Origin of the sequence: Sphingomonas sp. BAUL-RG-20F-R05-02 (assembly GCF_022662305.1) — a bacterium.
Classification (GTDB): domain Bacteria; phylum Pseudomonadota; class Alphaproteobacteria; order Sphingomonadales; family Sphingomonadaceae; genus Sphingomonas.
The window spans coordinates 1-26,688 of record NZ_JAKNQH010000007.1; the positions used below are offsets into that span (position 1 = coordinate 1).

The window sequence follows — 26,688 nt, forward strand, 5'->3', positions numbered from 1 at the left end:
ACCAAGCCGCCATTCCGAACCGGCTTCTAAACGGCGGTATCTGTCAAATGCCGACGTTCAGCGTTTGCTCCTCTGATCTCATTGGCCGACTAAGATAGGGCCGGCTTCGGTCTTTCCGGGTTAAGACTGGGAATTGGGAAAGCCGAGTTCTAGGCACGCCAATGGTTGGGTCAGTGCTCTGCCACCGAAAAACTGGACCGCTTTTATCTTAGATCTGCCGTTGCAGCTGACGGGTTCGGGCTACATGCATCCCCTGATCCAGGGGATGCATGTAGCCGCAGAGAATTCGACTAGATCGGCACGCAATCCTGTCCGGGATCAAAACGAATTTCCGACGCCACGCCGATCAAATTGAACCCCGTCATCGACGAGCCGCATCACTGCGCGATGGTCGCTCAAAGGTGGTGCAGAATTCACATGGAGAGCGACCTACCGCTTCAAGGTATCTGCTCTGCTCAAGCCCAGTGGCAACGACGTTACGGTACAACTGCCGACCTATAAGTTTACCGGCTGATCGACGACGTGCAGCCTGACGCGGGGGAGGTCGCGCAGACGGCCGGGTTGACCTATACCACGACGCTCCACCCCGCCCTTCCGACTCGGCTTGCCCGATGCGATTATAGCATATGGTTGGCGGGACTACGCCCTGACCGGGTCGAAAAGCAATCTGATCGGTAGATCATCCGCCGCAAAGCCTACCGACAACCCAATGTTTGTCAGGCTCTGCCAACCATCAGCCCAACTGCGGAGGGCGCGGGGCTCCAGCGCGACTTCCACGTTCCCAGTGGCTTCCCCCGCCAAAAATGCCTTGGCGAACCCGACCAATGCGAATTCGGGGCTGTGGCGATAGACCTGCACGACGACATGACCGGCGCGTGCCGAGCGATTGGTCACGCACGCGTGAACGACAAAATCGCCGATCCGTGCTGCATCAAGCGTGAAGCGCGTATAACCGAAGCCGCTGCCGAACCCGTGCAGCGGGGCGATGCCGCGCATCGCGAGTCCGCGATAGCCGATGCGAACACCGTCCTCGTAGACGAGCTTGCCGGACGCATCCGGTGCCAGCGCCAGTGCGGGGTAGTCAGCCTCATCGCGCGCGAGGGTTACCGGCAAGCGCCCGCCCGGCTCGCGGTCGCCAGCGAGAACCTCGGCAAGCGCGCGGCCGAACTCCTGACCGGGATACCATGCCACCAGAAAAGCGGGCGCGGTCTCGGCGAAGGTGGCGTCAAACGCGTGGCCGACGTTGGTGACGATCACCACGCGCGGATTGGCCGCAAGCACCGCGTGGGCGAGCGCGAGCTGCGCTTCCGGCAGTCGGGTGTCGGCACGATCCTTGCTCTCGACGCTGGCGTCGGAGGTTTCGCCGAGGATCAGGAACACGGTGTCCGCCGCTTCCGCCGCCGCCACGGCGCGCACCAGCATCTCCTCGGGCGTTATCGGCCCGCGTACGCCGAACCACAGTCCTTGCACGCGGGCGGGCTGATGGCGGAACTCCACCTCGACCAGCACGGATCGGCCGGCTTCGAGCGTGACGGCGACACTGTCGGCCTCGCCACTCTTGAGGCGCCCCATCACATCGGACGCGGCGACGGTCTCGTCATGGCGCAGCACCTCGCCGCCATCGACGCGCATACGCACCGCGCCGGTCGCGCCGAGGTAGAAGATATGCTCGCCATCTCTCTCGGGGCGATACCAGCCAGATGCGCGGATGCCGGCGGGGCGATCCCACGCGCCCTGATCGTGTACGCCGACGAACCAAACCAGCGAATTGGTCGCGCGCGTTTCGCTGTGGCGCGGCGTGCCGGTGAAGCTGTCGTCGTCGAAATAGTCGAGCGTCATGCCGACGGCGCCGTCGCCGAGGTCGCGCGCCGGTGTCACCGGCATGGCGGGCAAGCGCGGCTGCGGATCAACGCCGGGTTCGTAGAGGATCGTCGCACCGGCGAAGCGCGCGCGGATCGCGTCAAGTGGGCGCAGCGCGTCGGGCTTGACCGCGATCTTGGCGAAGGTGCCGCCCTGGTAGCACGGTGCAGCGGCGTTGGGGCCGATCACCGCGATCGTGCCGGCGCGGGCAGGATCGAGCGGCAGAAGATCGTCATTGTTGCGCAGCAGCACGAAGCCGGCCGCTGCGGCCTCGACGAGCAGAGCCTCGGCATCTTCGACATCGGTCGTATCTCCGGCGGAGGCAAACCGCGCCGCGAAGGTGGCTACGCGCGCCGCGGCATCGGCTACGCGCGCCTGCGGCACGTCGCCACTCGCGACCGCGGCATCGGCGTGCGCGCCGAGGAAGCGCGCAGGGCCGGGCATCTCAAGATCGAGGCCGGCGTTGAGCGTCGGCGCGGTGGTGTGCGTGCCGAACCAGTCGCTCATCAGGACGCCGGCAAAGCCCCACTCGCCTTTCACGATGTCGGTGATGACATGGTGCTGCTCGGCGCACCACGATCCGTTGACGCGGTTGTACGCGGTCAGCATCCCGCCAGCGCCCGCCGCCGCGGCATATTCAAACGGCAGCAGATACACTTCGCGCAAGGCCCGCTCGTCCACCACGATGTCAATCGTGTCGCGCTGGGTTTCGCTATCGTTGCAGACGAGATGCTTGGTCACCGAGGCTACGCCGGTGGACTGCAGCCCAGTCGCCCAGGCCGCGCCCGCCACGCCGGTGAGCATCGGGTCTTCCGAGAAATATTCGAAGGCACGGCCGGCGAGCGGACTACGCGCGAGGTTGACGTTGGGCGCGAGCACCGCCTGCACGCCGCGCGCCACCGCATCGCCGCCGACCAGCGCGCCGACCCGCGCGATCAGGCCGAGATCCCAGCTCGCGCCGAGCGCAATTGGGCATGGCGTCAGCAGCGATACGTCGCGCTCGTCCACGCGGCCGCTGGCGATCCCCATCGGGCCATCCGCCATGGTGATCGATCGCACGCCAAGCGCGGGCACTTCGTGCGTCGACCACATCGATGCGCCAGCGGTGAACAATGCCTGTTCGTCCAGCGGCAGCGTGGTGATGTCGGGTGCGTTCATGCCGCCGTCTCCAGTGCAAAGGCCATCAGGTGCGCGGCCTGAAGTTCGATCTGCGCGGCGACGCCTGCGTCGGCGACCGACCCATCCGCCGCGAACGGCTTCTGCTCGACAGAGTTGATCGCGATCCCCGCCGGCGTCGGCCAGCCGCGCATCGCGTGGACGATGCCGCGCAAAGCGGCGAGCGTTACCCCGCCCGCCTGCCAGCCCGCCGCCGAGACGATCAGCCCGACCGGACGGCCATCGAAATAGGGCCGTGCATCGCCGCGAATATCCTCAAGCAGGTCGATCGCGTTCTTGACCAGCCCCGACACGCCGCCGTGATAACCGGGCGAGCCGATCACGATCGCATCGGCACCGCGCACCGCCTCGACCAGCGCGCGCTCGGCATCGTTGCGCGTCTGGCTTTCCGCATTGAAATGCGGCAGCGCGGCAAGCGCGGGGCCGTCGAACATCTCCGTCTCCGCCCCCCGCCGCGCGCAGGCGGCGAGCACGGCGCGCACCAGCAATTCGCTCGACGATCCGCTGCGCAGCGTGCCGCCGATGCCGACCACCCGCTTCGCCATTACGCACCCCCGCGCAGTTCGGGTATCACCCGCGTGGAGAGCAGATCGACCGTCTGGTTGCCGAGCCGCAACCGTTCGTCGGTCAACGGCCCGGTAAGCGTGCCGCACAGGATGTTGCCGATGCCCAGCTCCGCATAGGGCCGCAGATGTTCGACCACCGTCTCGGGCGAACCGTACAGGCACCAGGTGCCGATCCAGTCCTCGGTCAGCGCATCGGGCGTGCGGTCGGTCTTCTTGTTGGCGCCGTCGCTCTCGGCCTGCGCGTTGAACGCGGCCTCGCGCTCGATCGCGTCCTGATAGGCGCGCAGGATCGTCATCATCTCGTCGCGCGCCTGCTCGTCGGTTTCGGCGACGTGGACGAGCTGGTAGGTGTGCGTCGACCACGACAGCGCATCGCGCACCACTTCGGCGGAATGGCCGGCGGCCTCCAGCATGTCGCGGTAGATTTTGAAATATTTGCTGACATGCTCCATCGGCGCGGTGCCGCCGATCTTGGGCGGCGTGAAGGCGGGGATGAACGCGGGCCAGCCGTTCTCCGCAGCGCGGCGTGCGCTGGTTTCCTTCATCGCCACCGGCATCAACCGCGCGTGGCCGGGGGTGTAGGCCGCCGGTGCGATCCGTTGCAGCACGCGACCCTTATGCGGCCCGTTGTCGATCTCGACCGCCGGATCCTCCATCCGTTTCGCCCAAAGCTGCTCGGCGATTTCGAGGTTGCGCTCGGACACCGCCGACGCCTCCTTGTAGGTGACGCCGAAGCCGATCATCTCCTCAGGCGTGGTGCCCGAGCCAATGCCGACCAGCAGCTTGCCGTCGGTCAACTGGTCGAGGATGTTGATCCGCTCGACAAAGCGCACCGGGTGGTGGAGCGGCACCGACGTGACCGAAAAGCCGAAGTGCATGTGCGGCAGCTTCGCGGCGAGGTACGCCGCAAACATGTAGCTGTCGCTGGCGATCGGCATATAGCCGTTGAAATGATGGTCCGGCATGAAGATTGCCTCGAAACCGCGTTCGGCCGCGTACAGCGCGTGTGCTTCGAGATTGCGGATCAGCGGGCGATCCTCGTCAGGCGCCATCGAGCGACCGTTCAAAAAGACTGAAAAACGCATCTTGTCCTCCCCGCACCATTCGTGCTTCAGTGCCTTGCCATAACTAGAACCATAATTCTGCTTTGTGCAATGCCTTTCTGGCGTGGGATTGCAAAACGGCATCGCGGGAGAGGCGACATGCGACGATTGCGGATGGCGATGGTGGGCGGTGGTCCCGGTTCCTTCATCGGGCCGGTGCACCGCATCGCCGCCGAACTCGACCGGGAGATCGAGCTGGTAGCGGGCGCGTTCAGCAGCGATCCGGCGCGGTCGGCGGAGGCCGGGCGGCACTACCGGATCGACCCCGCCCGCGCCTACGCGTCAGTGGATGCGATGCTGGCGGGTGAACGCGGCCGCGAGGACGGTGCCGATTTCGTCGCGATCACCTCGCCCAACCACCATCATCTGCCGGCGGCGCGTGCCGCGCTGGCGGCGGGGCTGCCGGTGTTGAGCGACAAGCCCGCTACCGCTACGCTCGCCGAGGCGCAGGCGCTGGTCGAGGATGTCGCACAGGCCGCCGTGCCTTACGGCCTGACCTACACCTATTCGGGCTATCCGCTGGTGCGAGAGGCACGGACGCGTGTCGCGGCGGGGGCGCTTGGCACGATCCGCAAGGTAATGGTCGAATATCCGCAAGGCTGGCTCGCCGAAGCGGCGACCGGCAAGCAGGCGGAATGGCGGCTCGACCCGACCCGCGCCGGGCTGGGCGGCTGCATCGCCGACATCGGCAGCCACGCCTTTCACCTCGCCGAGTTCGTGACCGGGCAGCGGGTGACGCGGCTGCTGGCCGATCTCGGCACGGTGGTGGCGGGCCGCACGCTCGACGACGATTGCCAGGTGCTGTTACGCTTCGAGGGCGGTGCGCGCGGGTGCCTGCTCGCCTCGCAGATCATGCTGGGCGAACGCAACGGCCTGCGGCTGCGGGTTTACGGCGATGCGGGGGCGCTCGACTGGCGCCAGGAAGACCCGAACCGGCTGACGCTGCATCACCTCGACGGCCGCACGGAGATCGTGCAGGCCGGCGATGCTGCCCTGGGGCCGGCGGCGAAGGCGGCGAGCCGCACGCCGGGCGGTCACCCGGAGGGCTATTTGGAGGCATTCGCCAACCTGTACCGCGATTTCGCGCGGCAGTTGCGCGGTGAGCCCGGTTCGCTGGTGCCAGGCATTGTCGACGGCCTGCGCGGCATGGCGTTCATCACCACCGCGGTCACCGCCAGCCGCGACGATGCCGGCTGGGTCGACCTCATCGTTTAGGAGACGCAAACCCATGCGCACCATCAAAGGCCCAGGCATCTTTCTCGCGCAGTTCGCCGGTGACGCTGCACCGTTCGACAGCCTCGACGGGATCGCGGACTGGGCGGCCGGGCTCGGCTACAAGGGCGTGCAGATTCCGAGTTGGGACGCGCGGCTGTTCGATCTCGCGGCAGCGGCCGACAGCAAGGATTACTGCGACGACATCGCCGGTCGCCTGGCGGAACGTGGTCTCGTCATCACCGAATTATCGACGCATCTGCAAGGGCAGCTCGTCGCGGTGCACCCTGCCTATGACGCGCAGTTCGATGCGTTCGCCGCACCGCATGTGCGCGGCGATCCGGCGGCGCGGCAACGCTGGGCGGTCGAGCAACTCGGGCTGGCTGCGCGCGCCAGCCGCAACCTTGGCCTCGCCGCGCACGCGACGTTTTCGGGCGCACTGGCCTGGCCGTATTTCTATCCGTGGCCGCAGCGCCCGGCGGGGCTGGTCGAGGATGCGTTCGACGAACTGGCGCGGCGCTGGCGGCCGATCCTCGACAGGTTCGAGGACAACGGCGTCGATCTCGCCTTCGAAATCCATCCCGGCGAGGATCTGCATGACGGCGTGACGTTCGAGATGTTCCTCGACCGGGTCGGCGGCCATGCCCGCGCCAATATGCTGTACGATCCCAGCCATTTCGTGCTGCAACAGCTCGACTATCTGGCATTCCTCGACATCTATAACGCGCGGGTGAAGTGCTTCCACGTCAAGGATGCGGAGTTCACGCCGAGCGGGCGATCGGGCGTATACGGCGGTTACCAGAGCTGGGTCGACCGACCGGGGCGGTTCCGCTCGCTCGGTGACGGGCAGGTCGATTTCAAGGCAATCTTCTCGAAGATGGCGCAATATGATTTCCCCGGCTGGGCGGTGCTCGAATGGGAATGCGCGCTGAAACACCCCGAACAGGGCGCGGCCGAGGGTGCGCCGTTCATCGCCGACCATATCATCTGCGTGACCGAACGCGCGTTCGACGACTTTGCAGCAGGGGGCGCCGACCGTGCGCTCAACGCGCGTTTGATGGGGATTTGACATGACCGCCACGATCCACCGCCGCACCCTGATCGCCGCCGGCGCCGCCGCCATCGCCGCCCCTGCGCTCGCTGCCTCTGCCCTTGCTGCCAAGCCGGGCGATGGGCGGTTCCCAAAAGGCTTCCTGTGGGGCGCCGCCACCGCCGCGCATCAGGTCGAGGGCAACAACGTCAACAGCGATCTGTGGGCGGTCGAGCATGTCACGCCGACCGCGTATAGCGAGCCATCGTGCGATGCCGCCAACAGCTTCGCGCTGTGGCCGACCGATCTCGATCTGGTGCGGAACATGGGCCTCAACAGCTATCGCTTCAGCCAGGAATGGGCGCGGATCGAGCCGGTCGAGGGCCAGTTCTCGATCGCGATGCTCGACCATTACAAGGCGATGATCGCCGGGTGCCGCGCGCGCGGGCTGACGCCGCTGGTGACGTTCAATCATTTCACCACGCCGCGCTGGTTCGCCGCCTCGGGCGGGTGGAGCAATGCGCAGTCACCGTCGCTGTTCGCGCGCTTTTGCGAACGGGCCGCCCGCCACCTCGCCGCTGACATCGGCTATGCCACTACGCTCAACGAACCGAACCTCAGCGGGCTGCTCGGCATCGTGCTGCCGCCGGGCATCGGCGACCGGCTGATGGCGACCGACCGCGCGATGGGCGAGGCGGCGGCGCGCGCGTACGGCGTGGCGCAGTTCAACCCCGGCAACGCGCTGTGGATCGCCGATCCGGCGCGGGTGCAGGCCAACATGCTCGCCGCGCACGCCGCCGGGCGCGCCGCGATCAAAAATGTGCGGCCCGACCTGCCGGTCGGGGTCAGCCTCGCGATCATCGACGATCAGGCGGTGGGGCGCGATTCGATGCGCGATGCGATGCGCGCGAAACTGTATCTGCCGTGGCTGGAGGCGGCGCGGACCTGCGATTTCGTCGGCGTGCAGAACTACACGCGCTCGCTGTGGGATGCGCGCGGGCGGATGCCGGTGCCGGCCGGCGCGCCGGTCAACGATGCCGGTGAGGAGATCTACCCCGCCTCGCTTGCCGGTGCCGTGCGCTATGCCTATTCGGTGGCGAAGGTGCCGGTGATCGTCACCGAACACGGCATCAACACCGCCGACGATGGCCCGCGCCAGCGGCTGATCCCCGCCGCGCTCACCGAACTCGCCCGCGCGATCGACGATGGCGTGCCGGTGCGGGGCTATATGCACTGGTCACTGATCGACAATTTCGAATGGGTGTTCGGCTACGGCCCGAAGTTCGGCCTGCACAGCCTCGACCGCACCACCTTCGCACGCACGCCCAAGCCGAGCGCCGCGATCCTCGGCACGATCGCACGGCGCAACGCGGTCTAGCGCGCGTTGAGGCGGAGCAGCGCTTAGAAGTCGTTGAAGGTGAGGCGGGTGTCGAGCTGGTCGAACACCCGCACCATCCGCCCGGGGACGACCTCCCCGTAATGGCCATCGTCACCGATCCGCCGCGCTGGAAGATCGGCATAGTGGCTGCTCTCCGTCGAGATCGCCGACAGCAGCACCAGCGGACTGTTGCCGAGCGGCCAAGTCGCCGAGCGTCACGAAGGACGGTGTCGTGGTGAATTGTTCGTACAGCCAGCGCGCGAACGGCGAGATCGGGCGAAGATCGGCGCCCAGCGCGGCGATCGACACCTGCATCTGGCGGTAGGCGGGCTGCGGCACCTGCCAGCGTGGCACGCGGCTTTCCTCGACAACGTAACGCGCGGCCGCCGTGTCGACCGCGAGGTTATATTCTCAGCCACCCGCCGGGTACCCGCCGCCGGCGATCCAGATCAGCGTCATCCGCTTGGCGATATCGGGCGCGAGCCGCAGCGCGGCGGATCAACTCCGAAGCCGTTTCGCGCCCGGCCGCCGCGCTGCGCCCTGCGAGCGCGGCATCGGCAAGCTTGGGATCGACGGCGGAACTCGTCACCAGCGTCACGCGGGTCTCGGGCGTGAGCAACTGATGCGCCAGCGCGGCAAGACCGTCGGGATCGCCGGCGAAGTCATTGTCGACGATCACGCGCGCGCTCGGTCGCTGCGGGATCATCCGCGCGACCTGCGCCACCGCGCGACCGCGCGACCGCGCGACCGCGCGACCGCGCGACGCGCCGTCGCGATACCCACGCCACCTAGCAACAGCAATGAACGCCTATCGATTATGGCAACGCGCGGTAGCGGAAATCCTGAAACCGCACCATCCCCTTGCCCGCCGCGAACAACGCGGGGCGCAGGCTGGCGAGATCGTCGACCGTGTTGGCGTTGTAGCCGGACACTTCGCTGCGCACGCCGTGGCGGGTCCAGTGGGTGCCGTCCGTGCTGTAGTAGAACGTGACGATCTGGCGGTCGTTGACGATGCGGAGATGCATGGTGCGCACCGCGGGCGCCGGCTCGCGCCAGAAGCTGACCTTGCCGCCGCGGTAACTCGTCATCGCGGTGCCGTCGATGCCCATGCCGAGGAACAGCCGGTCGTCGAAGAACAGCAGCAGGCCACCCTGCGCGCCGCCCTCCACATCGACCAGCACGCTGATCTCATAAGCGCGATCGCCGACGAGTTGGGTCAGCGGTGAGCAATCCTGCGGGCCCGCCCCCTTGGCGGCGAGAGTGAGCGCGCCGCCGGTGACCCGCGCGCGGCGAAGCTCGTCGGCGGTGCCGGCGTAGAAGCTCCAGCGCGTGCCGAAGCTCGGTTCGGTGAAGGCGTCCGATCCGGCCAGTCCATGCGGCAGCGCGGTGCCCGCCGGCTTGGGCAGCGGGCGGGACAGGTCGCCGCCGGTCGCGCGGAACCAGCCATTGGCGGTCCACTCGATCGGCTCCAGCAGCGTCTGCCGGCCGAGCGAACGGTAGCCGTTCTCATAACCGTGGTAGACCATGTACCATTTGCCGCCCGGCCCCTCCACGGCGGTGGCATGGCCGCGCGACCACCACGCCTCGGCAACGTCGCGGGTGCGGACGATCGGGTTGTGCGGGCAATTCTCCCACGGTCCGTCGACCGACCTAGAGCGCGCCGCAATCACCATATGCCCGGTCGCCGGGCCGCTCGTGCCACCCACCGCGCTGATGAGGTAGAACCAGTCGCCACGCCGGAACAGCTTCGGCCCTTCGAGCGAATAGGCTTCGGTGATCCAGTTGTCGGGATAGTGCCAGCCGTCATAGACCTGCTCGATCGGCCCGTCGGTGGAGAGACCGTCGGCGGACAGCCGCACGCGCTTGATGCCCGACAGGAACAGATAACGCCGCCCGTCCTCGCCGACGACATGGCCGGGATCGATCAGCGTGCCGATGCCGAGATCGACCGGCTCGCTCCACGGCCCGTGCATCGAGGGCGCGTGGATGACGTAGATGTTGGCGAAGCTCTTGAGGCCCTTCGACCACGGCGCGGCCATGAACGGGATGTAGATGTAATACCGCCCGTCATGCTTGACGAGATCGACCGCGAACACCGTGCCGAGCGGCCGAGCCAGCGCCGGGCCGACCGGTGTCCAGTTCACCAGATCGCGCGAGTGCCAGATCAGCAGACCGGGCGCGGCATCGAACGACGAATGCGTCATCCAGTAATCGTCGCCGTCTTTCAGGATCGACGGATCGGGATGATCGCCGGCGAGGATCGGGTTGAGATAGCGTCCATCGCCGAGATCCGCACGCCGCTGCCCTTCGACACCCGGTCGCCAGCGCGGCTCCGGAGCCCTTGCTGCGGATGCTGCCAGCGTCGCCGCCGGTAGCATCGTACTGGCGGCACCAAGCGCGAGCAGATCGCGGCGTGAGGTGGTCATGCCGCGACGCTCACCGTCTTCTCGTCGGTGTTGATCGACGGGAACGGCAGGTAGGACACGCGCAGCCGTTCGGCGAGGGTCAGGCGGTGTTCGCCCGGCGCAAGCGCGCCCTGCCCGACCACGCTGATCGTGGCCTTGGCACCGAAGTTCCAGCGCCGATCGTATGCGGTCTCCATGTCCGCCAGCGAGATCGGCCCAGCGCCCTCGTCGAAGCGGATCGCCTCGCGCCGCACCGCTTCGCCGTCGAGCGTAATGGCCAGATCCTCGATCATCGACAGGCCAAGCCCGCGATAATAACCGAGCTTTGCCTCGAATGCGAAACCGTCGGCGGTGGCGCGCACGCTGTCGTCCACGATCAGATATTTGTCGAACATTATGCCTGCTCCCCGATCAACCGTTCGAACATCGCGTGCTGGCGACGGACCTGCTCGCGGCTGTCGACCGGCATCACGTCCTGTATCCAGCGGTTGCCCTCATACTCGCTCGACAGCGTACCTTCCCAGCCGGCCGCCGCCAGCACCGGGATCACCTCGTCATAGGCGATCGACGGATCGGTCGCATCCGCGTTCATCTCGTAAAACTTCGCCTGGATGTGGCGGAAGTACGGGGCATATTCCTTGAGCCGCTTGGGGTTGGCATAGGGCGCGTGGCGCAGCGTCTCGGCCATCGCAACCTCGGCCTTGTTGCCCTGCATCTTCACCGCGACTTCGTAGATCGTGTACTCCGACATGATCTTCTGTTCGTGCTGGTCGACGATGAACTGCGTCACCTCGGGCCGCGCGCCCTTCCGCTCGAAGCGGGCGCGGAACGCCGGCGGATAGTGTTTCATGAAGATGCCCATGTCGGGCAGAATGCCGAGATGTCTCGTGCCGAGCTGGTCGGCAGTGTCGATCGTGCGCAGGATCCAGGCATGTTCGAGATGCCACGGCGCGTGCACCTCGACTCCCATGTGCACGTCGAGTTCTTCGGCATAGGGCACGCAGTGCGCGAGGATATCGGGCCGCACGAACACCAGGATGCGCATGTTGCGGATGCCGAGGCGATTGCACAGTTCCAGATCGCGGCGGATCGATTCAACCTGCTCGTCGTCGCTCATCAGGCGATCCTTGCGCCGCTTGGTATCGAGGAACATGTCGTAGCAGGTCAGCTCGCAACCGTGCTTCGCCACCGTCTCCTGCCACCATGCCACCTCAGCGTCGGTGACGTTGGGGAAGCTCGGCATGTTCTGTTCGGGCAGCAGCTCGATGCCGGTCGCGCCGATCGAGGCGGCGAAGGCGATGCAATCCTCAACGTTCATCTGGCCGAGGAACAGTTCTTCCTGAAAACTGTAGAGGCTGACGCCCCGTTTGATCTTGGACATGGCTTCAAACCTCGGCAGTAAGGGGATGGGAGGCGGCGCGGCGGACCGCACCGACAATGGCGACCAGCGCACCGATGCCGCCGATGATACCGGCGCACAGAAACGCGCCCTGCATCGTCACGGTCGCGGTGCGGATCAGGCTGACGAGCAGCGGGCTGAGGAACTGACCGAAGAAGAAGCACGCGGTCCACACGCCCATTCCGCGCCCGCGATGTTCGAACGGCAGCTTGCTCTGCGCCCAGGCGAGCAGCGTCGGGATGGCCATGCCGGCGCCGGTCTGCTGAACGGCGAGGCCGGCGACCATCACCTGCCAATTTGGAGCACGTCCGATCGTGGCGAGCCCGAGCCCGAGCAGCGCGAGCACGATGGCGAGCTGCGCGCCCGAACTCAGCCGTCCGGTCAGCCAGAACACGCCGGCCCCTGCGATGATGAACAGGCTGGGAATCGCGGTGATCCGGCCGAGATCCTCAGACGATTGAACACCGACCTCACGGAAGGCCATCCCGCCGTTCACAATGAAGACGTAGTAGAGGAAGGCGGTGAACAGTGTGACGGCACCGATCTCTACGGTCGTCTTCCACGGGAAACGCGTGGTCGCCGGCGCCGCACCGATCGCGAGGCGCTGGCGCAGCGTCGCGTCGTTGCGTGGCTCGAACATGAACACCAGCATCGCGACAAAGATCGGGAAGGCGACGAGGTAGATGAGGAATACGCCGTTCCAGCGCAGCGCGGTGAGGTAGCCGGCACCGAAGATCATGCCGCTCGCCAGCAACGGTCCGGCGCTACCCTGCAACGCCAGCCAGCGCCGCCGGGGCACATCGTCCCAGTAATCGCCGATCAGCGTGTTGAGCGTGGTGAGGATCGCCGCCTCCGTCACGCCGAGCACCACGCGCGAGGCGTACATCAGGTTAAGATCGTTCAGCAGGAACGGGATCGCGCCGAGGAACGCGTAGAAGAAGGTCGAGATCAGCAGCAGCTTCCGCCGTCCGAAACGATCCACCAAAATGCCGGCGAACGGCGCAAGCAGTGCGATCGCGAGGCCGGGAGCGGACACCATTGCCGGCACCATCCAGCCCGCGTTCGGGTTCGCCGAAAAATGGTCGATGATCGCAGGAACGGCCGGGAACAGCGTGACGATTGCGAGGATCGGCAGGAAGCCTGCCGCGATCACCGTCAATCCCTGCCCGATTCCCGGCTGCCGCTCGTCGCTCGCCGCGTGTGCCAAAACCCTCTCCTGTTATCAGGCCGTCGTGGTGACGGTCAAAATACGAACTCTTGTTCTATTTCTGACTACCGTTATGCTCGGACCCATGTCAAGCTGGGTTACAGGGGAGGAGCCGGTCCTAGGAACCGGCATCGAGGCGCTCACGCCGGAGCGGCGCCGGCTGGCGTTTGCGTGCGTGTTGCTCGCCTTCGTGCTGGATCTGGTCGATACGACGATCGTCAACACCGCCCTCCCTGCGATTCAGGCCAATCTGCACGCCGGCGCGCCGGCGACGCAATGGGTGGTGACCGGCTATTTCCTCACCTTCGCGGTGCTGCTGGTCGCGGGCGGGCGATTGGGGGATCTGTACGGCTACCGCCGCCTATTCCTGATCGGGGTGTTTGGCTTCACGCTATCCTCGGTCGCGTGCGGGTCGTCCGAGACGCCGTTTGCGCTGGTGCTGTGCCGCGCCGTGCAGGGCGCGAGCGCGGCGATGATGGCGCCGCAGGTGATCGCGTTAATCCAGTTGATGTACTCGCCGCTCGAACGGGTTTCGCGCATGGCGGTGTTCGGGCTGGTCGGCGGGCTTGCCGCGATTGCCGGCCCGGTTTTGGGCGGGTTGTTGATCCAGTCCGATGTCGGCGGGCTGGGCTGGAGGCTGATCTTCCTCATCAACGGGCCGATCGGCCTCGCCGCGCTCGTCGCCGGCTGGCGGCTGCTGCCGGAAGGACGATCGCCGCACCCGCTGAAGCTCGATCCGTTGGGTACGCTGCTGCTGGCGGCCGCGTTGCTGGCGCTGCTCGTGCCGCTCATCAGCGGCGAAGCGGCGGGATGGCCGCTCCGGGCGGTTGCGCTGCTCGCCTCGTGCGTGCCGCTGATGGCGCTTTTCTGGCGCCACTCGGTCGCGCGTACCCGGCGATTCGGCTCGGCGTTGATCGCGCCGGAACTGCTCCGCATCCGCAGCTTCGCGCTCGGCCTGTCGATGACGTTGCTGTTCTCCGCCGCGACGACCGGGCTGCTGCTGGCGCTGAGCATGACCTTGCAACGCGGCTTGCACTATTCGCCACTGCAGGTCGCGCTGCTGCACATGCCGTTCGGGTTCGGTGTGATGGCCGGTGTCGCCGCGATCGGACCGCGTGCACTGCCGCGTCTCGGGCGCTTGTTGCCGGCCGGCGGTGCGCTGGCGATGGCAGCGGGCACGGGTGCGCTGGCGGTGGCGATCCTGCAAACCGCCCCTGCCCCGCTGCCGCTGGCTGGCGCATTGTTCGTCGCCGGCATCGGCATGGGTTGCGTGACCGGGCCGCTCGGACCGATCACGCTCGCGCGGGTCGATCGGGGCCATGCCGGCGTGGCGGGCGGCATGCACAACGGCGTGCAGCAGATCGGCGGCGCGCTCGGCAGCGCGTGCGTGGGCAGTCTGTTCTTCGCCTCGCTGCGCGCCGGCAGCGCCACCACCGCCTTTGCGCCGACCGCGGTGTTGATCGCGCTTCTGCTCGGCGGAGTATCCGCCGTCGCGATGCTGCTGCCGCGACAGGTGTTCGCGCCGGAAGACTAGCCGACCTCGCGTCTCGCCACCGCGAGCAACTGCCCGCGCAGCCAGGCGAGACCGGGATCGCCACCGCGCGCGCGGTGGTATTGCAGCACCTCGCGCATCAGCGGGAAATCGAACGGGATCGGGCTGGTCGTGATCGGCAGGCTCGCCGCCATCAATGTCGCCAGCCGCGCGTGCATCAGCCCGATCCGCTCCGTTCCCGCCAGCATCCACGGCACCGCAGCGAAACTCGGCACGGTCACGCCGACGCGCCGCGACACGCCGAGCTGCTCCAGTTGCCGATCGGCGAAGGCGGCGGGCACGTCGGTTCCGACCATCACCGCGACATGCTCCAGCGCGCAGAAATCCTCGCGGCTGATCGGCCCGGCCAAGGCAGGATGATCGCGCGCGCCGACCACGACGTGGCTGTCCTCGAAGGCGAGGTCGAGCGGGTGGCGCTGCGAGGCGAACTCCTCCGGGATGACCATGAGGTCGATCTTGCCCTCGTCGAGCCGCAACGCGGCGCGCTCGCTGGGCAGTTCCAGCGATAGCCGCAGCCCCGGCGCCTCCCCGCCGAGTTGCTCCGCCAGCGGCCGGATCAGCACCATCATTACATAGTCGGATGCGGCGATACGGAAGGTACGGCGGGCGCTCGCCGGGTCGAAAGTGGCCGAACTATCGACGATGCCGTCGATTGAGCGCAACACCGCCACCACCGGCTCCAGCAGCGTCTCGGCCAAAGCGGTCGGGAACATCCGCCGCCCCTCCAGCACCAGCAACTCGTCGCCGAAATAGCTGCGCAGCCGGGCCAGCGCCGCGCTCACCGCCGGCTGGCTGAGATTGAGCCGAGTCGCCGCGCGCGAGACGCTGCGTTCCTCCATCAACGCGGCGAAGGTGGCGAGTAGGTTGAGGTCGAGTCCACGAAAGCGCATCGCATACCTATCATTTGAATGGATAGCTTAGCATCCAAACAATCACCTTCATAGAAGCGGATATCGGCCCTAAAGCCGGTAACGGCAGCGACCATTAAGCGTCGCGCAAGAGAGGACACGTCTTGGCACCGGAAACCTCAGCACTGGTCATCGGCGGCGGCATCGGCGGCCTGACCGCAGCGATCGCGCTCCGCGGCAAAGGCTTCGCGGTCAAGGTGATCGAGCGCGATCCGAACTGGTCGGTTTATGGCGTCGGCATCATCCAGCAGGGCAATGTCGTGCGCGCGATGGCGGCACTCGGGCTCATCGAGGATTATCTTCATGCCGGATGGGGTTTCGATCAGGTCGAGATCGCGATCCCGACCGGGCAGATCGTCGCCAAGATCCCGACGCCCCGGCTGGTCGAGGGGCTTCCCGCCAACGTCGGCATCGGCCGCCGCGCGCTTCAGAAGGTGCTGGGCGACCGCACCCGTGCCGCCGGCGCGGAGGTGCGGCTCGGCATCACCGCCGAGACGCTAGAGGATGACGGTAACGGCGTTACGGTACGCTTCAACGATGGCAGCACCGGCCGCTACGATCTCGTCATCGGCGCGGACGGCCTCTATTCGCAGACCCGCGCCACACTGTTTCCAGATACGCCCGCACCCGATTTCACGGGCCAAGCGGTGTGGCGCTACAACTTCCCGCGCTTGCCCGATCTCAAAGGTCTGCGCGTGTTCGAAGGCCCGACCGGCGTCGGCCTCGTGCCGCTGTCTGACGCGCTGATGTACATGTACGTCACCACGCCCGAACCCGGCAACCCGCGCTACCCCCGCGAGGGGATCGCGGCGGTGATGCGCGACAAGCTCGCCGGTGTACCCGCCCCTGCCATTCAGCGCTTGCGCGATCAGATCGTCGAGGATGACGAGGTCGTCTACAAGCCGCTCGAATGGCTGTTCGTGGAAGGCCCGTGGCACAAGGGCCGGGTCGTGCTGCTCGGCGATGCGATCCACGCGACCACCCCGCATCTCGGTCAGGGTGCGGGCATGGCGATCGAAGATTCAATCGTGCTCGCCGAGGAACTCGTCCGGGCCGATAAGCCCGGAGCCGCGTTCGACGCGTTCCGCGCGCGCCGCTTCGAGCGCTGCCGCTACATCGTTGAATCCAGCCGCGCGATCTGCCTCGGCCAGCTCGGCCTCGCGCCGCTGGTCGAAAACGCATCCGCCACCCGCGCGATGTTCACCAAAGTTTCCGAACCGATCTGAGGACTATCCCGATGAGCCGTGTCACCGAAATCCGTTATGTCGGCTATGGCGTCGCCGATCTCGCCGCAGAGCGCGACTTTTATGCCAACGACTGGGGCCTGAAACTCGTCAGCGAGCAGGACGGCATGGCCTACTTCGCCGCCGAGGGTAGCGACGAGATGTATGTCGTGCGGCTGCGTGAGGATGCCGCCAACCGTATCGACGTGATCGCGCTCGCCACCGGCAGCCGCGCCGATGTCGACGCGCTGTTCGCCAAGGTCGAAGCGGCCGGCTGCAAGATCATCTTCGCACCGAAGGCGCTCGACAGCCTCGGCGGCGGCTACGGCTTCCGCTTCTTCTCGCCCGATGGCCTGCCGTTCGAAGTGTCGTCGGATGTCGCGCGCGGCACCGGCCGCGCGCTGGTGAAGTGGGAGGCGGTACCGCAGAAGATCAGCCATATCGTGCTGCATTCGCCCGATCACCGCGCGATGGTGGGCTTCTTCACCGATGTGCTCGGCTTCAAGGTGAGCGACTGGCTGGGTGACTTCATGGCGTTCCTGCGCTGCAACGAATGGCATCACCGGCTCGCGATCCTGCCGGGGCCGCCCTGCCTCAACCATGTCGCCTACGACATGCTGTCGGTGGACTGCATGATGCGCGGCATCAACCGGCTTAAGCAGGCCGGCACGGACATCAAATGGGGACCGGGTCGCCACACCGCCGGCAACAACACGTTCAGCTATTTCACCACGCCGAACGGCTTCGCGGTGGAATATACCTCGGAGCTTGAGCAGGTCGATTTCGAAAGCCACGAACATCAGGTCCATCAGCCCGGACCGCACACGATGGACCAGTGGGGCACCGGCGTCGGCGGCCCGCAGACGATGCCGCATCCGAAGCCCGATGCCGGCCTGTTCGAGCCGGTCGCAGTGTGAGGCGCTGATCGGATGGCCCTGCTAGACCTCTTCCCCAATTACATCTGGAACCTTTCTGTTGCGATCGCGCTGGAAAGCGGCGGGCGCGTCGGCGAGATCGTCGATATGTGCCAGCCGATCCGCGATGCGGCGGCAAAGGGCGCGGATGCCGGTACGCCCGCGTTCATGGCGCAGTGGGTGGCGATGGCCGACAAGTTGATCGGCCTGGCCGACGAGGACGAGGCACGCGGTCGCGGCTTCTCCGCCGCCGCAAAGCTCGACCGCGCGGCGCTGTACCTCATCACCGCCGAGCGCATGCAGGGCCACGGCCATCCCGGTCGGCAAGAAACCTACGCCAAGGCGCGCGCCACCTTCGACAAGGCGACCGGCCTCGGCAACTTCAATCGCGAGCGCGTCGAGATCCCGCTCGACACCGGCACCATGCCTGCCTTGTGGGTGCGTGCACCCGGTGACGGCCCGCAGCCGGCGGTGGTCTATTGCAACGGTCTCGACAGTTCCAAGGAGCTGCTGTTCTGGTCCTGGCTGCCCGATGCCCTCGCCCGGCGCGGTATTTCGACCCTGTGCGTCGACCAGCCCGGTAGCGGCGAGGCGCTCCGCCTCCAAAACCTGCCTGTCGATCCGCACAGCGAGCATTGGGCATCGAAGGCGGTCGACTGGCTGGAGAGGCGTACTGAGGTCGACCCGAAACAGATCGGCATGACCGGCATTTCGCTCGGCGGGCATTTCGCGCCCCGCGCGGTCGCCTACGAACCGCGCTTCGCCAGCGGTGCGGTGTGGGGCGCCAACCACAATTGGGCTGAGGTCCAGCAGAAGCGGTTGCGGCGCGAGGGCGAAAACCCGGTACCGCATTACTGGGCGCATGTGATGTGGGCGTTCGGCGCGACCGACATGGAGGATTTCCACATCAAGTCCGCCGCGATGACGCTGGACGGCGTGATGGACAAGATCACCGTGCCGTTCCTCGTCACCCACGGCGAGAAGGACCGTCAGATCGCGCTCGATTACGCGCATCAGGCTTATGACCAGCTTACCAACTCGCCACAACGCGAACTCAAGATCTTCACCCCGCGCGAAGGCGGCGTCGAGCATGTCGGCGCGGACAACATGGCATATGGCCGCGATTACATCGCCGACTGGTTCGCCGATACGTTGGGAGGGCACACCGCATGAGCCGCCGTTTCGTCGATCTGTCGATCACGCTCGATAACGACGTTATCACCGATCCGCCGTTCATGCGGCCGAAGATCACCTACCAGACGCACGCCGAGACGGTGACCGAACTCCAGCACTTCTTCCCCGGCGTGACGGCGGAACAAATCCCCGGCGGCGTCGGCTTCGCGGCGGCGGAAACGGTGACGATGACGACGCACAACGGCACGCACCTCGACGCGCCGTATCATTACCACCCGACGATGAACGGCGGCGAACGCGCGATCACCATCGACGAGGTGCCGCTGGACTGGTGCTTCCGCCCCGGCGTGAAGCTCGACTTCCGTGGCTTCGAGGACGGTGATGTCGTCACCGCGGCCGAGGTCGAGGCGGAACTGACGCGTATCGGCTACGACCTCCAGCCGCTCGATATCGTGCTCATCAACACCCGCGCCGGCGGCGCGCTTGGCGATCCCAATTTCGTCAACATCGGCTGCGGCATGGGTTATGAAGCGACCATGTATCTGACCGAACGCGGCATCCGCGTCACCGGCACCGATGCGTGGAGCTGGGATGCACCGTTCAGTTACACCGCGAAGAAAGTGGCGGAGACCGGCGACACCTCGCTGATCTGGGAAGGGCACAAGGCCGGGCGTGACATCGGCTATTGCCACCTCGAGAAGCTGCACAACCTCGAAGCGCTGCCGCCGTTCGGTTTCACCGTGTCGTGCTTCCCGCACAAGGTGAAGGCGGGCTCGGCCGGCTGGACGCGCGCCGTCGCGATCTTCGAGGCATGAGGCTCGCGACCCGCCGCAACAGCACGCCCGATGGCGAACTCGTCGTCGTAGCGGCAGACGGCGCGCATGCCGCGCCGACGAGCGGCATCGCCGCGACGATGCAGGCGGCGCTGGAACGGTGGCGTGACGTCGAACCCGCCCTGCGTGCACTGGCGGACGCGGTCGCGGGCGGCACTGCGCCGGGGCTGACGACGCTCGATCCCGCCACGCTTGTCGCCCCCCTGCCTCGCGCGTGGCAATGGCTGGATGGATCGGCCTATCTCAATCACGGCGATCTCATGCAGAAGGCATTTCGCCTGCCGCCGATCGAGACCGATCGCCCGCTGATGTATCAGGGCCTGTCCGACCGTTTCCTCGGCCCCCACGACGATGTGCGGTTGCCCAGCGAAGACGACGGCATCGATTTCGAGGGCGAAGTCGGCGTGATCGTCGATGCGGTGCCGATGGGAATCAGCGCAGCCGATGCGCTCGGCCACATCCGGCTGATTATCCAGATCAACGACTGGTCGCTGCGCACGATCGCGCCGATCGAGATGAAGACCGGTTTCGGCTGGGTCCAGGCCAAGCCCGCATGCAGCACGGCACCGTTCGCGATCACGCCTGATGCGCTGGGCGATCGTTGGCACGACGGCCGCCTCGCCGCGATCCTCGAGACGCAGGTGAACGGTGAACGCTTCGGCGCGGTCGACAGTGGCGCGGAGATGGCGTTCGGCTTCCACGAACTCGTCGCCCATGCCGCCCGCACCCGCGATCTCGTCGCCGGCACGATCATCGGCTCGGGAACTGTATCGGCGACCAACTATGCGGAGGTCGGCTCGTCCTGCCTGTCCGAGCGGCGCGCGATTGATACAATCGCCGGACGACCGCTCACGCCATTCCTGCGCTTCGGCGACCGCGTACGGATGGAGGCGCGCGTGAACGGTCAGCCAATCTTCGGCGTAATCGACCAGCGGGTGATTGCGGCCCGAACCGGGTAGACAGCCGCAGATAACGCGCGCTTGACGTACAATAGAATAGAATTAGAGTTATATTATAGTTTAACGCAGCTGGGACGGCATCGTCCCGCATAGACTGCATAGCATGGGGAGGATTTCGATGCGGCTTCTGACGACCTTGATGGCAACGAGCGCGATGGTTTGCGGCGTGGCGCCGGCTTATGCCCAGACCGACCCCGGCCAGCAGGCGCCGGTGGTATCGAGCACCCCGCCGACCAGCCCGACTGCCCCCGGCCAGACCGGCGTGGATGCCAGCACCACCAGCGTGATGCACACGGCGACCGGCGATCAGGCACCCGATAACGCCAATGCCTCGACCCAGCAGATCGGCGACATCGTCGTCACCGCCAACCGCGTCGCATCCTCCGCACAGAAGACGCCGACTGCGCTGACCGTGTACAGCGGTGCCGATCTCGCCGCCGCCGGCGTCACCAGCGTCGCCAATCTCGCCCGCGTCGACCCGAGCGTGAACTTCACCGCGCGCAACGGCGGCGGCTATATTGCGGTGCGCGGCATCGCCTCCACCGACGTGACCGAGATCGGCGATCCTTCGGTGCCGATCGCACGCGACGGCTTCTTCACCAACCGCTCGTTCAGCATCCCGACCTCGATGTACGACCTCCAGCGGGTCGAGGTGCTAAAAGGCCCGCAAGGCACGCTGTTCGGCCGCAATTCGACAGGTGGCCTGATAAGCCTCGTCACGCGGCGACCCGGCAAGGAACTCGGCGGCAACTTCGCGCTCGAGGGCGGCAACTACGGCACCGTCAACGCCGAGGCCGGCGTCGACATCCCGGTCGGCGATCGGCTCCAGCTCCGCTTCTCCGGCATCGCGCATCGCCACGACGGCTACCGGGTGCTGACCGGCATCGGCGGGCGCGGCGATGACGACCAGACCACCTCCGGCCGTTTCACCGCTGCGTTCCAGCCGTTCGACGGGTTCGAGGGGGTCGTCCAGTACCAGCACGACAACGTGAACGATGTCGGCGACGTCGCGACGATCAGCCCGGTCGGTCAGGTCCTGCCGACCAGCTTCAACGAAAAGCGCTTTCCAAATTACGCGCCGACCACCAACAAGGTGACCGGCAACCGGATCCATTGGGAATTCACCTCCAGCAACCTGCCGCTCGGCGCGTCGCTCACCTATTCGGGTGGCTATGACAGTTCGCACTGGCGCCATGCGCTCGACGCGAGCGGCAACGCCAGCAATCCGGTCAACTTCATCCAGGCGGAGAACCCCGATACCTGGAACCACGAGGTTCGCCTCGCCACGCCGCAGGACAAGGTCGTGTCGGCACAGGTCGGTTACTTCCACTTCAGCGAGAACAACACGCTCGACAGCGGTCTGCTCGAACGTCAGGGCACCTATGCCGGAAATTACCTCGTCCACTTCAACTACAACGTGCGCACCCAGTCCGATGCCGGCTTCGGCCAGTTCAGCGTCCGCCCGACCAGCACGATCCGCCTGACCGGCGGCTTCCGCTACACCTGGGACAAAAAGGATCGCGTCGGCACCTCGCAACTGCGCTGCGACATCGCCGGTATCCCGTCGTTCCTTTACCCCGTGCTCGGCTGCGTCGGCACGCCGCCGACCTTGCCGGGCCTCGGCAACGGCAGCATCCGCGTCAGCAAGCCGACCTACCTTGGCGGAATCGACTGGAGCCCTACCGCGCGCAACATGGTCTACGCCAAATACTCAACCGGCTATAAGTCGGGCGGGTTCAACTCGAACGGTTCGGCTCCCTCGGTCGATTACGGCCCGGAATCGGTGCAGGCTTGGGAGATCGGCACCAAGAACAAGTTCCTGGACAATCGCCTCCAGGTGAACCTCGACGGCTTCTATTCGACGTATAAGGGCTACCAGGCGTCGCAGGCGACGGCAGTGGTTTCCTCGGGCACCGGCGTCTTCAACATCGGCAGCGCGACGATCTATGGTGCAGAGGCGCAGGTCATCGCGCTGCTCGGCAGCGCCCGGCTCGATCTCAATGCGACCTACCTGCATTCCCGGTTCGACAAGGACGTCGGCTTGGTCAGCACCACCGATCCGCTGACCGGCAATGTCGTCTCCGCCAGTGTCGCCGGTCACGCTTTGCCGAACGCACCCGATTTCGTGATCTCGGGCGGTCTCGAGGACAAGATCCCGCTCGGCGGCAATGGTGCGTCGCTGACGCCGCGCATCAACGCCAAATATTCGACTTCATATTATTTCGACGTGTTCAACTATGCCGACACGCGGCAACGCCAGTATGCCACCGCCGACGCCTCGCTGACGTTCGCGCCGGCGAGCGGCCATTTCGAGGTGAGCGTGTTCGTGCGCAACCTGACCGACAAGGCGGTGTTCGCCAACGCACAGCGCAACTTTACCGCGATCCCGTCGATAAACGGCTATCAGTTCCAGGCACCGCGCACCTACGGTGGACGGTTCAGCTTCAACTTCTGACGCCTCGCGACACCCACAAGAAAACACCCGCTCCGAGCTATCGGAGCCGGTGTTCTCGTATCGACGATCGTTGCGAGATAGGCGTGCTTAGATCGTCCCGCTCTTTAGCATCCCCACCGCCGCATCACACGCCCGCGCGGTCAGCGCCATATAGGTGAGCGACGGATTCTGGCACGCCGACGAGCTCATCTGCGCGCCATCGGTGACGAACAGGTTGGCGACGTCATGCGACTGGCTCCATTTGTTGAGCACCGACGTTTTCGGGTCGAGCCCCATGCGCGCGCCGCCCATCTCGTGGATCGCCGAACCGCCCGGGCCGGGCTGGTCGAGGCCCATCACCACCATGCCGCCGGCCGCCTCCAGCATGTGCTTGGCCTCGGCCTTGGCATCGGCAAGCGCGGCATGTTCGTTGGCGCCATGTTCGAACGCGATGTTGAGCACCGGCGCACCGTGCGGATCGGTCTTCACCCGGTCCAGCGTCAGCTGGTTGCTGGCGCGCGGAATGCTCTCGGCGAAGGTGACGAGCACCATCTTCCACGGGCCGATCTCGCGCAGCTTCTCCTTGAACGGCGCACCCACGCCCGGCATCCGTTTGCCTTGCGTCCACGTGCTTTGCAGGGCGCCGCCCTGGAAGCTGTAGCCGCGCGTGAAACCCGGCGCGTCCTGCGCATCGAGATTACGGAAGCGCGGGATGACGATGCCGGTCGGGCGGTTGCCGTAGGTGGTGCGGGTCTCGAACCCGGGCATCATCGCCATCGCCGCCAGCGTCGTCGCGTGATCCATGATGTGCGTGCCGAGCACGCCCGACGTGTTGCCAAGCCCATGCGGGAACGCCTCCGAGTGCGAACGCAGCAGAATATGGTTCGAGTTGAACGCACCCGCATTCAGGAACACCAGCCGCGCGGTCGCCTGGCTGCGCGTGCCGGTCGCGATGTCGAGGATGCGCACGCCGGTGGCGCGGCGGGTATGCGGATCGTAATCCACGCCTTCGACCACAGAGTCGGTGACGAGCGTTAGGTTGCCGGTTTTCTGCGCCGCCGGCAGCGTCGAGCTTTGCGTCGAGAAATACGCGCCATACGAACAGCCGCGTGCGCAGATCGAGCGATACTGGCACTTGCTCCGTCCCTCCTTCGCCTCGGTGAGGTTGGCGGTGCGGCCGATCGTCAGGCGGCGATCCGGCCACTGCCGGCCGATCGTCTCGCGGACATGCTGTTCGACCGGGTTGAGCGCCATCGCCGGCTGGAAATGCCCGTCCGGCAGCGCTGCCATGCCCTCGTGCGCGCCCGATACTCCGATGAAATCCTCGACCTTGTCGTACCATGGCGCCACGTCGGCATAGCGGATCGGCCAGTCGGTGCCGTGGCCGTCGGCCTTGTTCGCGCCGAAATCGTAATCGGACCAGCGATAGCATTGCCGCCCCCACGTCAACGACCGCCCGCCGAGCTGGTAAGAGCGGAACCAGGTGAAGCCGCTCGCTTCGGGCGTGGTGTAGGGGTTCTCGACATCGTTGACGAAGTGGTTCTGGGTGAATTCATTGAAGTGCCGGTTCTTGGCCTGCACCGGATAGTCCTGCGCGTACAGGGCGGCATCGCCCTCACCGCGAAACGGCAGGTCCCACGGCGCGAGCGTCTCGGTCTCGTACTTGCCGTGTTCGATGTTGCGGCCACGTTCGACCAGCAACACCTTCAGCCCCGCCTCGGTGAGCTCCTTCGCCGCCCAGCCGCCGGTGATGCCGGAGCCGACCACGATCGCATCAAAATGTGTGTTCATCCGAAATCCACCGCGGTCCAGTCGCTCGAATAGGCGTGCATGCCGGGCGTGATCGGCACATCCGGGTCGAAGCGCCCCGGCACGAGTTCGTAATTCAGCTCACGCGAGCCGCCGGTTTCGGACGTGTAATAGCCGGTCAGGATGAGATCCTTGATCTTGTGCCAGGGATGATCCTCCTGCCCCGGCGTGAAGGCGTGTGCGTCGAGCGCGGTCAGCGCGGCGAGTTGCTGCGGCGCTGCCGCCTTGAGGAAGTCACCTTTGGCCAGCACGTCGAGCTCCTCGCCGATCGGGGTGAGCAGCCGGCGGCTCCCCTCCGGTTCGGCATCGGTGTCAAGCGTCGAGGCGCCGACGATCGCCCCACCCGACCCCGGGCTGCGCGTGCCGTCGAGGCCGTGTTGCAGCGCTTGCCACACGAAACTGGGAACGGCGGTGCCGAGCGACCCTTGCGTCTCCGTCGCCGGGATCAGCAGGTCGCTGACCACATCGAGCAACGCACGCCTGTCGGTCCGCGCGCGCCACCAGCGGGCGATCTTCGGCGCCTCGAAGCCGATCACCGGCAGGCAGAACAGCAATGGCAGGGCGGCCAGCCCCAGCATCTCACGCCGCGCGATCACTGGCGCGGAACCGTGTTCCCCGCTCATAGCGGCGTTGCCTTGCCGAGCCTCATCATATCTCTCCGTCCATGCGCGCGCACAGAATTAGACTTTCTATTCTGTTTACCGGCAAATGACGGTTCCCGCAAGCGGGCGGATCAGTCGGGGCGGCGCGCCAAGAAGGCCGCGCACATTCGGCCAAGGTCTTCTTTCAACTCGGTCCAATCGCCCTCGTCCGACACTTCCTGCGAAGATCCGAAACCGAGATAGCGCGCAATCGTGGCGTAGATCACCCGGTAGGCGGAGCTCACCGCCCGCTCCGGTCGCTCCGCACCGATCGCGTCGCGGTAGCACAGCATCTCGCGTTGGATAAGCAACCCGATCCGGTCCGCCGATGCTTTGCCGACGCCGGACAGCTTTTGATCGTAGCTCGCGCGCAACATCATCGGGCGCAGCACAGCAGCGTATCGGCGCAGCGATTCCGCATAGGCTTCCACGATATTGGAAACGAACGATTCCAGATTGTCGGATTGTTCACGTACCGTTTGAAGCATCTCGCGTTGCTCGCTATCTACACGCGCGAGCACGCTCATATGCACCGCGCGGATCAGATCGTCTTTACTGTTGAAGCGAAGATAGATCGAGCCGATAGAAACTCTGCCCGCCTTAGCCACTTCAGCAAGCGTGAAGTCGTCGTTGCCACACCGTATCATCAACTTTTCGGCCGCGACCAGCATGCGTTCGTAAGACGCGCGGCTACGACCCTGCTGCGGCTCGCGCGACACCGCACCCAGGGCAGCATCAGTGTTCATCTAAGTCCCTAACATGTTGATCAATGAAAATAATTCCGGCAATATGGCCATTCTCGATACTACGCAATCGCCCGCAATTACGCGGTTCGTGCCGGCGGTCGGCAAATGGTCGCGACTCAGATCCGGGAGGAAGCGCTATCGTGTCAACGCTGTTCTTCGGTGTGGACTGACGTCGAAGCGAGACCCGCAGATCTAGTGC

At 66.1% G+C, this 26,688-nt stretch carries 23 protein-coding genes; 10 read left to right on the forward strand and 13 right to left on the reverse strand.

Going from position 1 to position 26,688, the window contains the following annotated elements; genetic code table 11:
* Window positions 1-639 precede the first annotated feature (639 nt).
* The 3 genes from L8F97_RS14910 to L8F97_RS14920 are packed head-to-tail and all read right to left on the reverse strand — an operon-like array spanning window position 640 to window position 4,687.
* On the reverse strand, window positions 640-3,018 hold the full coding sequence (locus tag L8F97_RS14910; RefSeq protein WP_242151790.1) for a glycoside hydrolase family 3 C-terminal domain-containing protein: 2,379 nt from the start codon (window positions 3,016-3,018) through the stop codon (window positions 640-642).
* Entirely contained in the window at window positions 3,015-3,581 is a 567-nt protein-coding gene (locus L8F97_RS14915) for an NADPH-dependent FMN reductase (protein WP_242151793.1), read from the reverse strand. Before L8F97_RS14915 ends, L8F97_RS14910 begins: the two co-directional genes overlap by 4 nt.
* Window positions 3,581-4,687 carry an LLM class flavin-dependent oxidoreductase gene (locus L8F97_RS14920; RefSeq protein ID WP_242151796.1) on the reverse strand — a complete coding sequence of 369 codons (1,107 nt, stop codon included), beginning with the start codon at window positions 4,685-4,687 and terminating at the stop codon, window positions 3,581-3,583. The genes L8F97_RS14915 and L8F97_RS14920 overlap by 1 nt, the downstream gene beginning before the upstream one ends.
* 117 nt (window positions 4,688-4,804) lie before the next feature.
* Between L8F97_RS14920 and L8F97_RS14925 the strand changes: the two genes are divergently transcribed.
* The 3 genes from L8F97_RS14925 to L8F97_RS14935 are packed head-to-tail and all read left to right on the forward strand — an operon-like array spanning window position 4,805 to window position 8,325.
* The gene (locus tag L8F97_RS14925) at window positions 4,805-5,920 is read left to right on the forward strand and encodes a Gfo/Idh/MocA family protein (RefSeq protein ID WP_242151799.1); all 1,116 of its coding nucleotides are present in this window, start codon (window positions 4,805-4,807) and stop codon (window positions 5,918-5,920) included.
* 13 nt (window positions 5,921-5,933) lie between these two features.
* Window positions 5,934-6,986 carry a sugar phosphate isomerase/epimerase family protein gene (locus L8F97_RS14930; protein WP_242151802.1) on the forward strand — a complete coding sequence of 351 codons (1,053 nt, stop codon included), beginning with the start codon at window positions 5,934-5,936 and terminating at the stop codon, window positions 6,984-6,986.
* A 1-nt stretch (window position 6,987) separates the two neighbouring features.
* Window positions 6,988-8,325, forward strand: coding sequence for a family 1 glycosylhydrolase (locus tag L8F97_RS14935; RefSeq protein ID WP_242151806.1), 1,338 nt, complete (start codon window positions 6,988-6,990; stop codon window positions 8,323-8,325).
* 111 nt (window positions 8,326-8,436) lie between these two features.
* Here L8F97_RS14935 and L8F97_RS14940 read toward each other — a convergent pair whose 3' ends face one another.
* From L8F97_RS14940 to L8F97_RS14965, 6 genes are all read right to left on the reverse strand, one after another.
* Window positions 8,437-8,679, reverse strand: coding sequence for a hypothetical protein (locus L8F97_RS14940; RefSeq protein ID WP_242151808.1), 243 nt, complete (start codon window positions 8,677-8,679; stop codon window positions 8,437-8,439).
* Window positions 8,680-8,728: 49 nt separating this feature from the next.
* Window positions 8,729-9,004 (reverse strand): hypothetical protein, encoded by a 276-nt coding sequence (locus tag L8F97_RS14945; protein WP_242151810.1) that lies wholly within the window; start codon window positions 9,002-9,004, stop codon window positions 8,729-8,731.
* A gap of 136 nt (window positions 9,005-9,140) precedes the next feature.
* Window positions 9,141-10,751 (reverse strand): family 43 glycosylhydrolase, encoded by a 1,611-nt coding sequence (locus tag L8F97_RS14950; RefSeq protein ID WP_242151812.1) that lies wholly within the window; start codon window positions 10,749-10,751, stop codon window positions 9,141-9,143.
* Window positions 10,748-11,125, reverse strand: coding sequence for a DUF6379 domain-containing protein (locus L8F97_RS14955; protein ID WP_242151815.1), 378 nt, complete (start codon window positions 11,123-11,125; stop codon window positions 10,748-10,750). The genes L8F97_RS14950 and L8F97_RS14955 overlap by 4 nt, the downstream gene beginning before the upstream one ends.
* Window positions 11,125-12,111 carry a sugar phosphate isomerase/epimerase family protein gene (locus L8F97_RS14960; RefSeq protein WP_242151818.1) on the reverse strand — a complete coding sequence of 329 codons (987 nt, stop codon included), beginning with the start codon at window positions 12,109-12,111 and terminating at the stop codon, window positions 11,125-11,127. Before L8F97_RS14960 ends, L8F97_RS14955 begins: the two co-directional genes overlap by 1 nt.
* A 4-nt stretch (window positions 12,112-12,115) precedes the next feature.
* Entirely contained in the window at window positions 12,116-13,336 is a 1,221-nt protein-coding gene (locus L8F97_RS14965; RefSeq protein WP_242151821.1) for an MFS transporter, read from the reverse strand.
* A gap of 85 nt (window positions 13,337-13,421) precedes the next feature.
* On the opposite strand from L8F97_RS14965, the gene L8F97_RS14970 reads away from it, so the two are divergent.
* Window positions 13,422-14,870 (forward strand): MFS transporter, encoded by a 1,449-nt coding sequence (locus L8F97_RS14970; protein WP_242151824.1) that lies wholly within the window; start codon window positions 13,422-13,424, stop codon window positions 14,868-14,870.
* Here L8F97_RS14970 and L8F97_RS14975 read toward each other — a convergent pair.
* The gene (locus tag L8F97_RS14975) at window positions 14,867-15,778 is read right to left on the reverse strand and encodes a LysR family transcriptional regulator (protein ID WP_242151827.1); all 912 of its coding nucleotides are present in this window, start codon (window positions 15,776-15,778) and stop codon (window positions 14,867-14,869) included. The two genes, L8F97_RS14970 and L8F97_RS14975, sit on opposite strands and share 4 nt — an antisense overlap.
* Window positions 15,779-15,900: 122 nt before the next feature.
* Here L8F97_RS14975 and L8F97_RS14980 point away from each other — a divergent pair, with 122 nt between their 5' ends.
* From L8F97_RS14980 to L8F97_RS15005, 6 genes are all read left to right on the forward strand, one after another.
* On the forward strand, window positions 15,901-17,022 hold the full coding sequence (locus tag L8F97_RS14980; protein WP_242151829.1) for an FAD-dependent oxidoreductase: 1,122 nt from the start codon (window positions 15,901-15,903) through the stop codon (window positions 17,020-17,022).
* 11 nt (window positions 17,023-17,033) lie between these two features.
* Window positions 17,034-17,936, forward strand: coding sequence for a VOC family protein (locus L8F97_RS14985; protein WP_242151834.1), 903 nt, complete (start codon window positions 17,034-17,036; stop codon window positions 17,934-17,936).
* Between the two features lie 12 nt (window positions 17,937-17,948).
* The gene (locus L8F97_RS14990; protein WP_242151836.1) at window positions 17,949-19,106 is read left to right on the forward strand and encodes an alpha/beta hydrolase family protein; all 1,158 of its coding nucleotides are present in this window, start codon (window positions 17,949-17,951) and stop codon (window positions 19,104-19,106) included.
* Window positions 19,103-19,882 (forward strand): cyclase family protein, encoded by a 780-nt coding sequence (locus tag L8F97_RS14995; RefSeq protein WP_242151839.1) that lies wholly within the window; start codon window positions 19,103-19,105, stop codon window positions 19,880-19,882. Before L8F97_RS14990 ends, L8F97_RS14995 begins: the two co-directional genes overlap by 4 nt.
* Window positions 19,879-20,859: a fumarylacetoacetate hydrolase family protein gene (locus L8F97_RS15000; protein ID WP_242151842.1), complete on the forward strand. Its 981-nt coding sequence runs from the start codon at window positions 19,879-19,881 to the stop codon at window positions 20,857-20,859. The genes L8F97_RS14995 and L8F97_RS15000 overlap by 4 nt, the downstream gene beginning before the upstream one ends.
* Before the next feature lie 118 nt (window positions 20,860-20,977).
* On the forward strand, window positions 20,978-23,314 hold the full coding sequence (locus L8F97_RS15005) for a TonB-dependent receptor (RefSeq protein ID WP_242151845.1): 2,337 nt from the start codon (window positions 20,978-20,980) through the stop codon (window positions 23,312-23,314).
* 87 nt (window positions 23,315-23,401) lie between these two features.
* On the opposite strand, the gene L8F97_RS15010 is transcribed toward L8F97_RS15005, so the two are convergent.
* The 3 genes from L8F97_RS15010 to L8F97_RS15020 all read right to left on the reverse strand — a co-directional run bounded on the left by L8F97_RS15010 (window position 23,402) and on the right by L8F97_RS15020 (window position 26,414).
* The gene (locus tag L8F97_RS15010; RefSeq protein ID WP_242151849.1) at window positions 23,402-25,084 is read right to left on the reverse strand and encodes a GMC oxidoreductase; all 1,683 of its coding nucleotides are present in this window, start codon (window positions 25,082-25,084) and stop codon (window positions 23,402-23,404) included.
* Window positions 25,081-25,725 (reverse strand): gluconate 2-dehydrogenase subunit 3 family protein, encoded by a 645-nt coding sequence (locus L8F97_RS15015; protein WP_242151852.1) that lies wholly within the window; start codon window positions 25,723-25,725, stop codon window positions 25,081-25,083. Before L8F97_RS15015 ends, L8F97_RS15010 begins: the two co-directional genes overlap by 4 nt.
* Before the next feature lie 110 nt (window positions 25,726-25,835).
* Entirely contained in the window at window positions 25,836-26,414 is a 579-nt protein-coding gene (locus L8F97_RS15020; RefSeq protein ID WP_242151854.1) for a TetR/AcrR family transcriptional regulator, read from the reverse strand.
* Window positions 26,415-26,688: the final 274 nt, after the last annotated feature.

Coding starts and splice junctions, on each gene's coding strand:
- L8F97_RS14935 (WP_242151806.1), top strand. CDS start 6,988: ATGACCGCCACGATCCACCGCCGCACCCTGATCGCCGCCGGCGCCGCC.
- L8F97_RS14985 (WP_242151834.1), top strand. CDS start 17,034: ATGAGCCGTGTCACCGAAATCCGTTATGTCGGCTATGGCGTCGCCGAT.
- L8F97_RS14955 (WP_242151815.1), bottom strand. CDS start 11,125: ATGTTCGACAAATATCTGATCGTGGACGACAGCGTGCGCGCCACCGCC.
- L8F97_RS14930 (WP_242151802.1), top strand. CDS start 5,934: ATGCGCACCATCAAAGGCCCAGGCATCTTTCTCGCGCAGTTCGCCGGT.
- L8F97_RS15015 (WP_242151852.1), bottom strand. CDS start 25,725: ATGAGCGGGGAACACGGTTCCGCGCCAGTGATCGCGCGGCGTGAGATG.
- L8F97_RS14920 (WP_242151796.1), bottom strand. CDS start 4,687: ATGCGTTTTTCAGTCTTTTTGAACGGTCGCTCGATGGCGCCTGACGAG.
- L8F97_RS14910 (WP_242151790.1), bottom strand. CDS start 3,018: ATGAACGCACCCGACATCACCACGCTGCCGCTGGACGAACAGGCATTG.
- L8F97_RS14950 (WP_242151812.1), bottom strand. CDS start 10,751: ATGACCACCTCACGCCGCGATCTGCTCGCGCTTGGTGCCGCCAGTACG.
- L8F97_RS14925 (WP_242151799.1), top strand. CDS start 4,805: ATGCGACGATTGCGGATGGCGATGGTGGGCGGTGGTCCCGGTTCCTTC.
- L8F97_RS14915 (WP_242151793.1), bottom strand. CDS start 3,581: ATGGCGAAGCGGGTGGTCGGCATCGGCGGCACGCTGCGCAGCGGATCG.
- L8F97_RS14990 (WP_242151836.1), top strand. CDS start 17,949: ATGGCCCTGCTAGACCTCTTCCCCAATTACATCTGGAACCTTTCTGTT.
- L8F97_RS15005 (WP_242151845.1), top strand. CDS start 20,978: ATGCGGCTTCTGACGACCTTGATGGCAACGAGCGCGATGGTTTGCGGC.
- L8F97_RS14975 (WP_242151827.1), bottom strand. CDS start 15,778: ATGCGCTTTCGTGGACTCGACCTCAACCTACTCGCCACCTTCGCCGCG.
- L8F97_RS15000 (WP_242151842.1), top strand. CDS start 19,879: ATGAGGCTCGCGACCCGCCGCAACAGCACGCCCGATGGCGAACTCGTC.
- L8F97_RS14995 (WP_242151839.1), top strand. CDS start 19,103: ATGAGCCGCCGTTTCGTCGATCTGTCGATCACGCTCGATAACGACGTT.
- L8F97_RS14970 (WP_242151824.1), top strand. CDS start 13,422: ATGTCAAGCTGGGTTACAGGGGAGGAGCCGGTCCTAGGAACCGGCATC.
- L8F97_RS14960 (WP_242151818.1), bottom strand. CDS start 12,111: ATGTCCAAGATCAAACGGGGCGTCAGCCTCTACAGTTTTCAGGAAGAA.
- L8F97_RS15020 (WP_242151854.1), bottom strand. CDS start 26,414: ATGCTGGTCGCGGCCGAAAAGTTGATGATACGGTGTGGCAACGACGAC.
- L8F97_RS15010 (WP_242151849.1), bottom strand. CDS start 25,084: ATGAACACACATTTTGATGCGATCGTGGTCGGCTCCGGCATCACCGGC.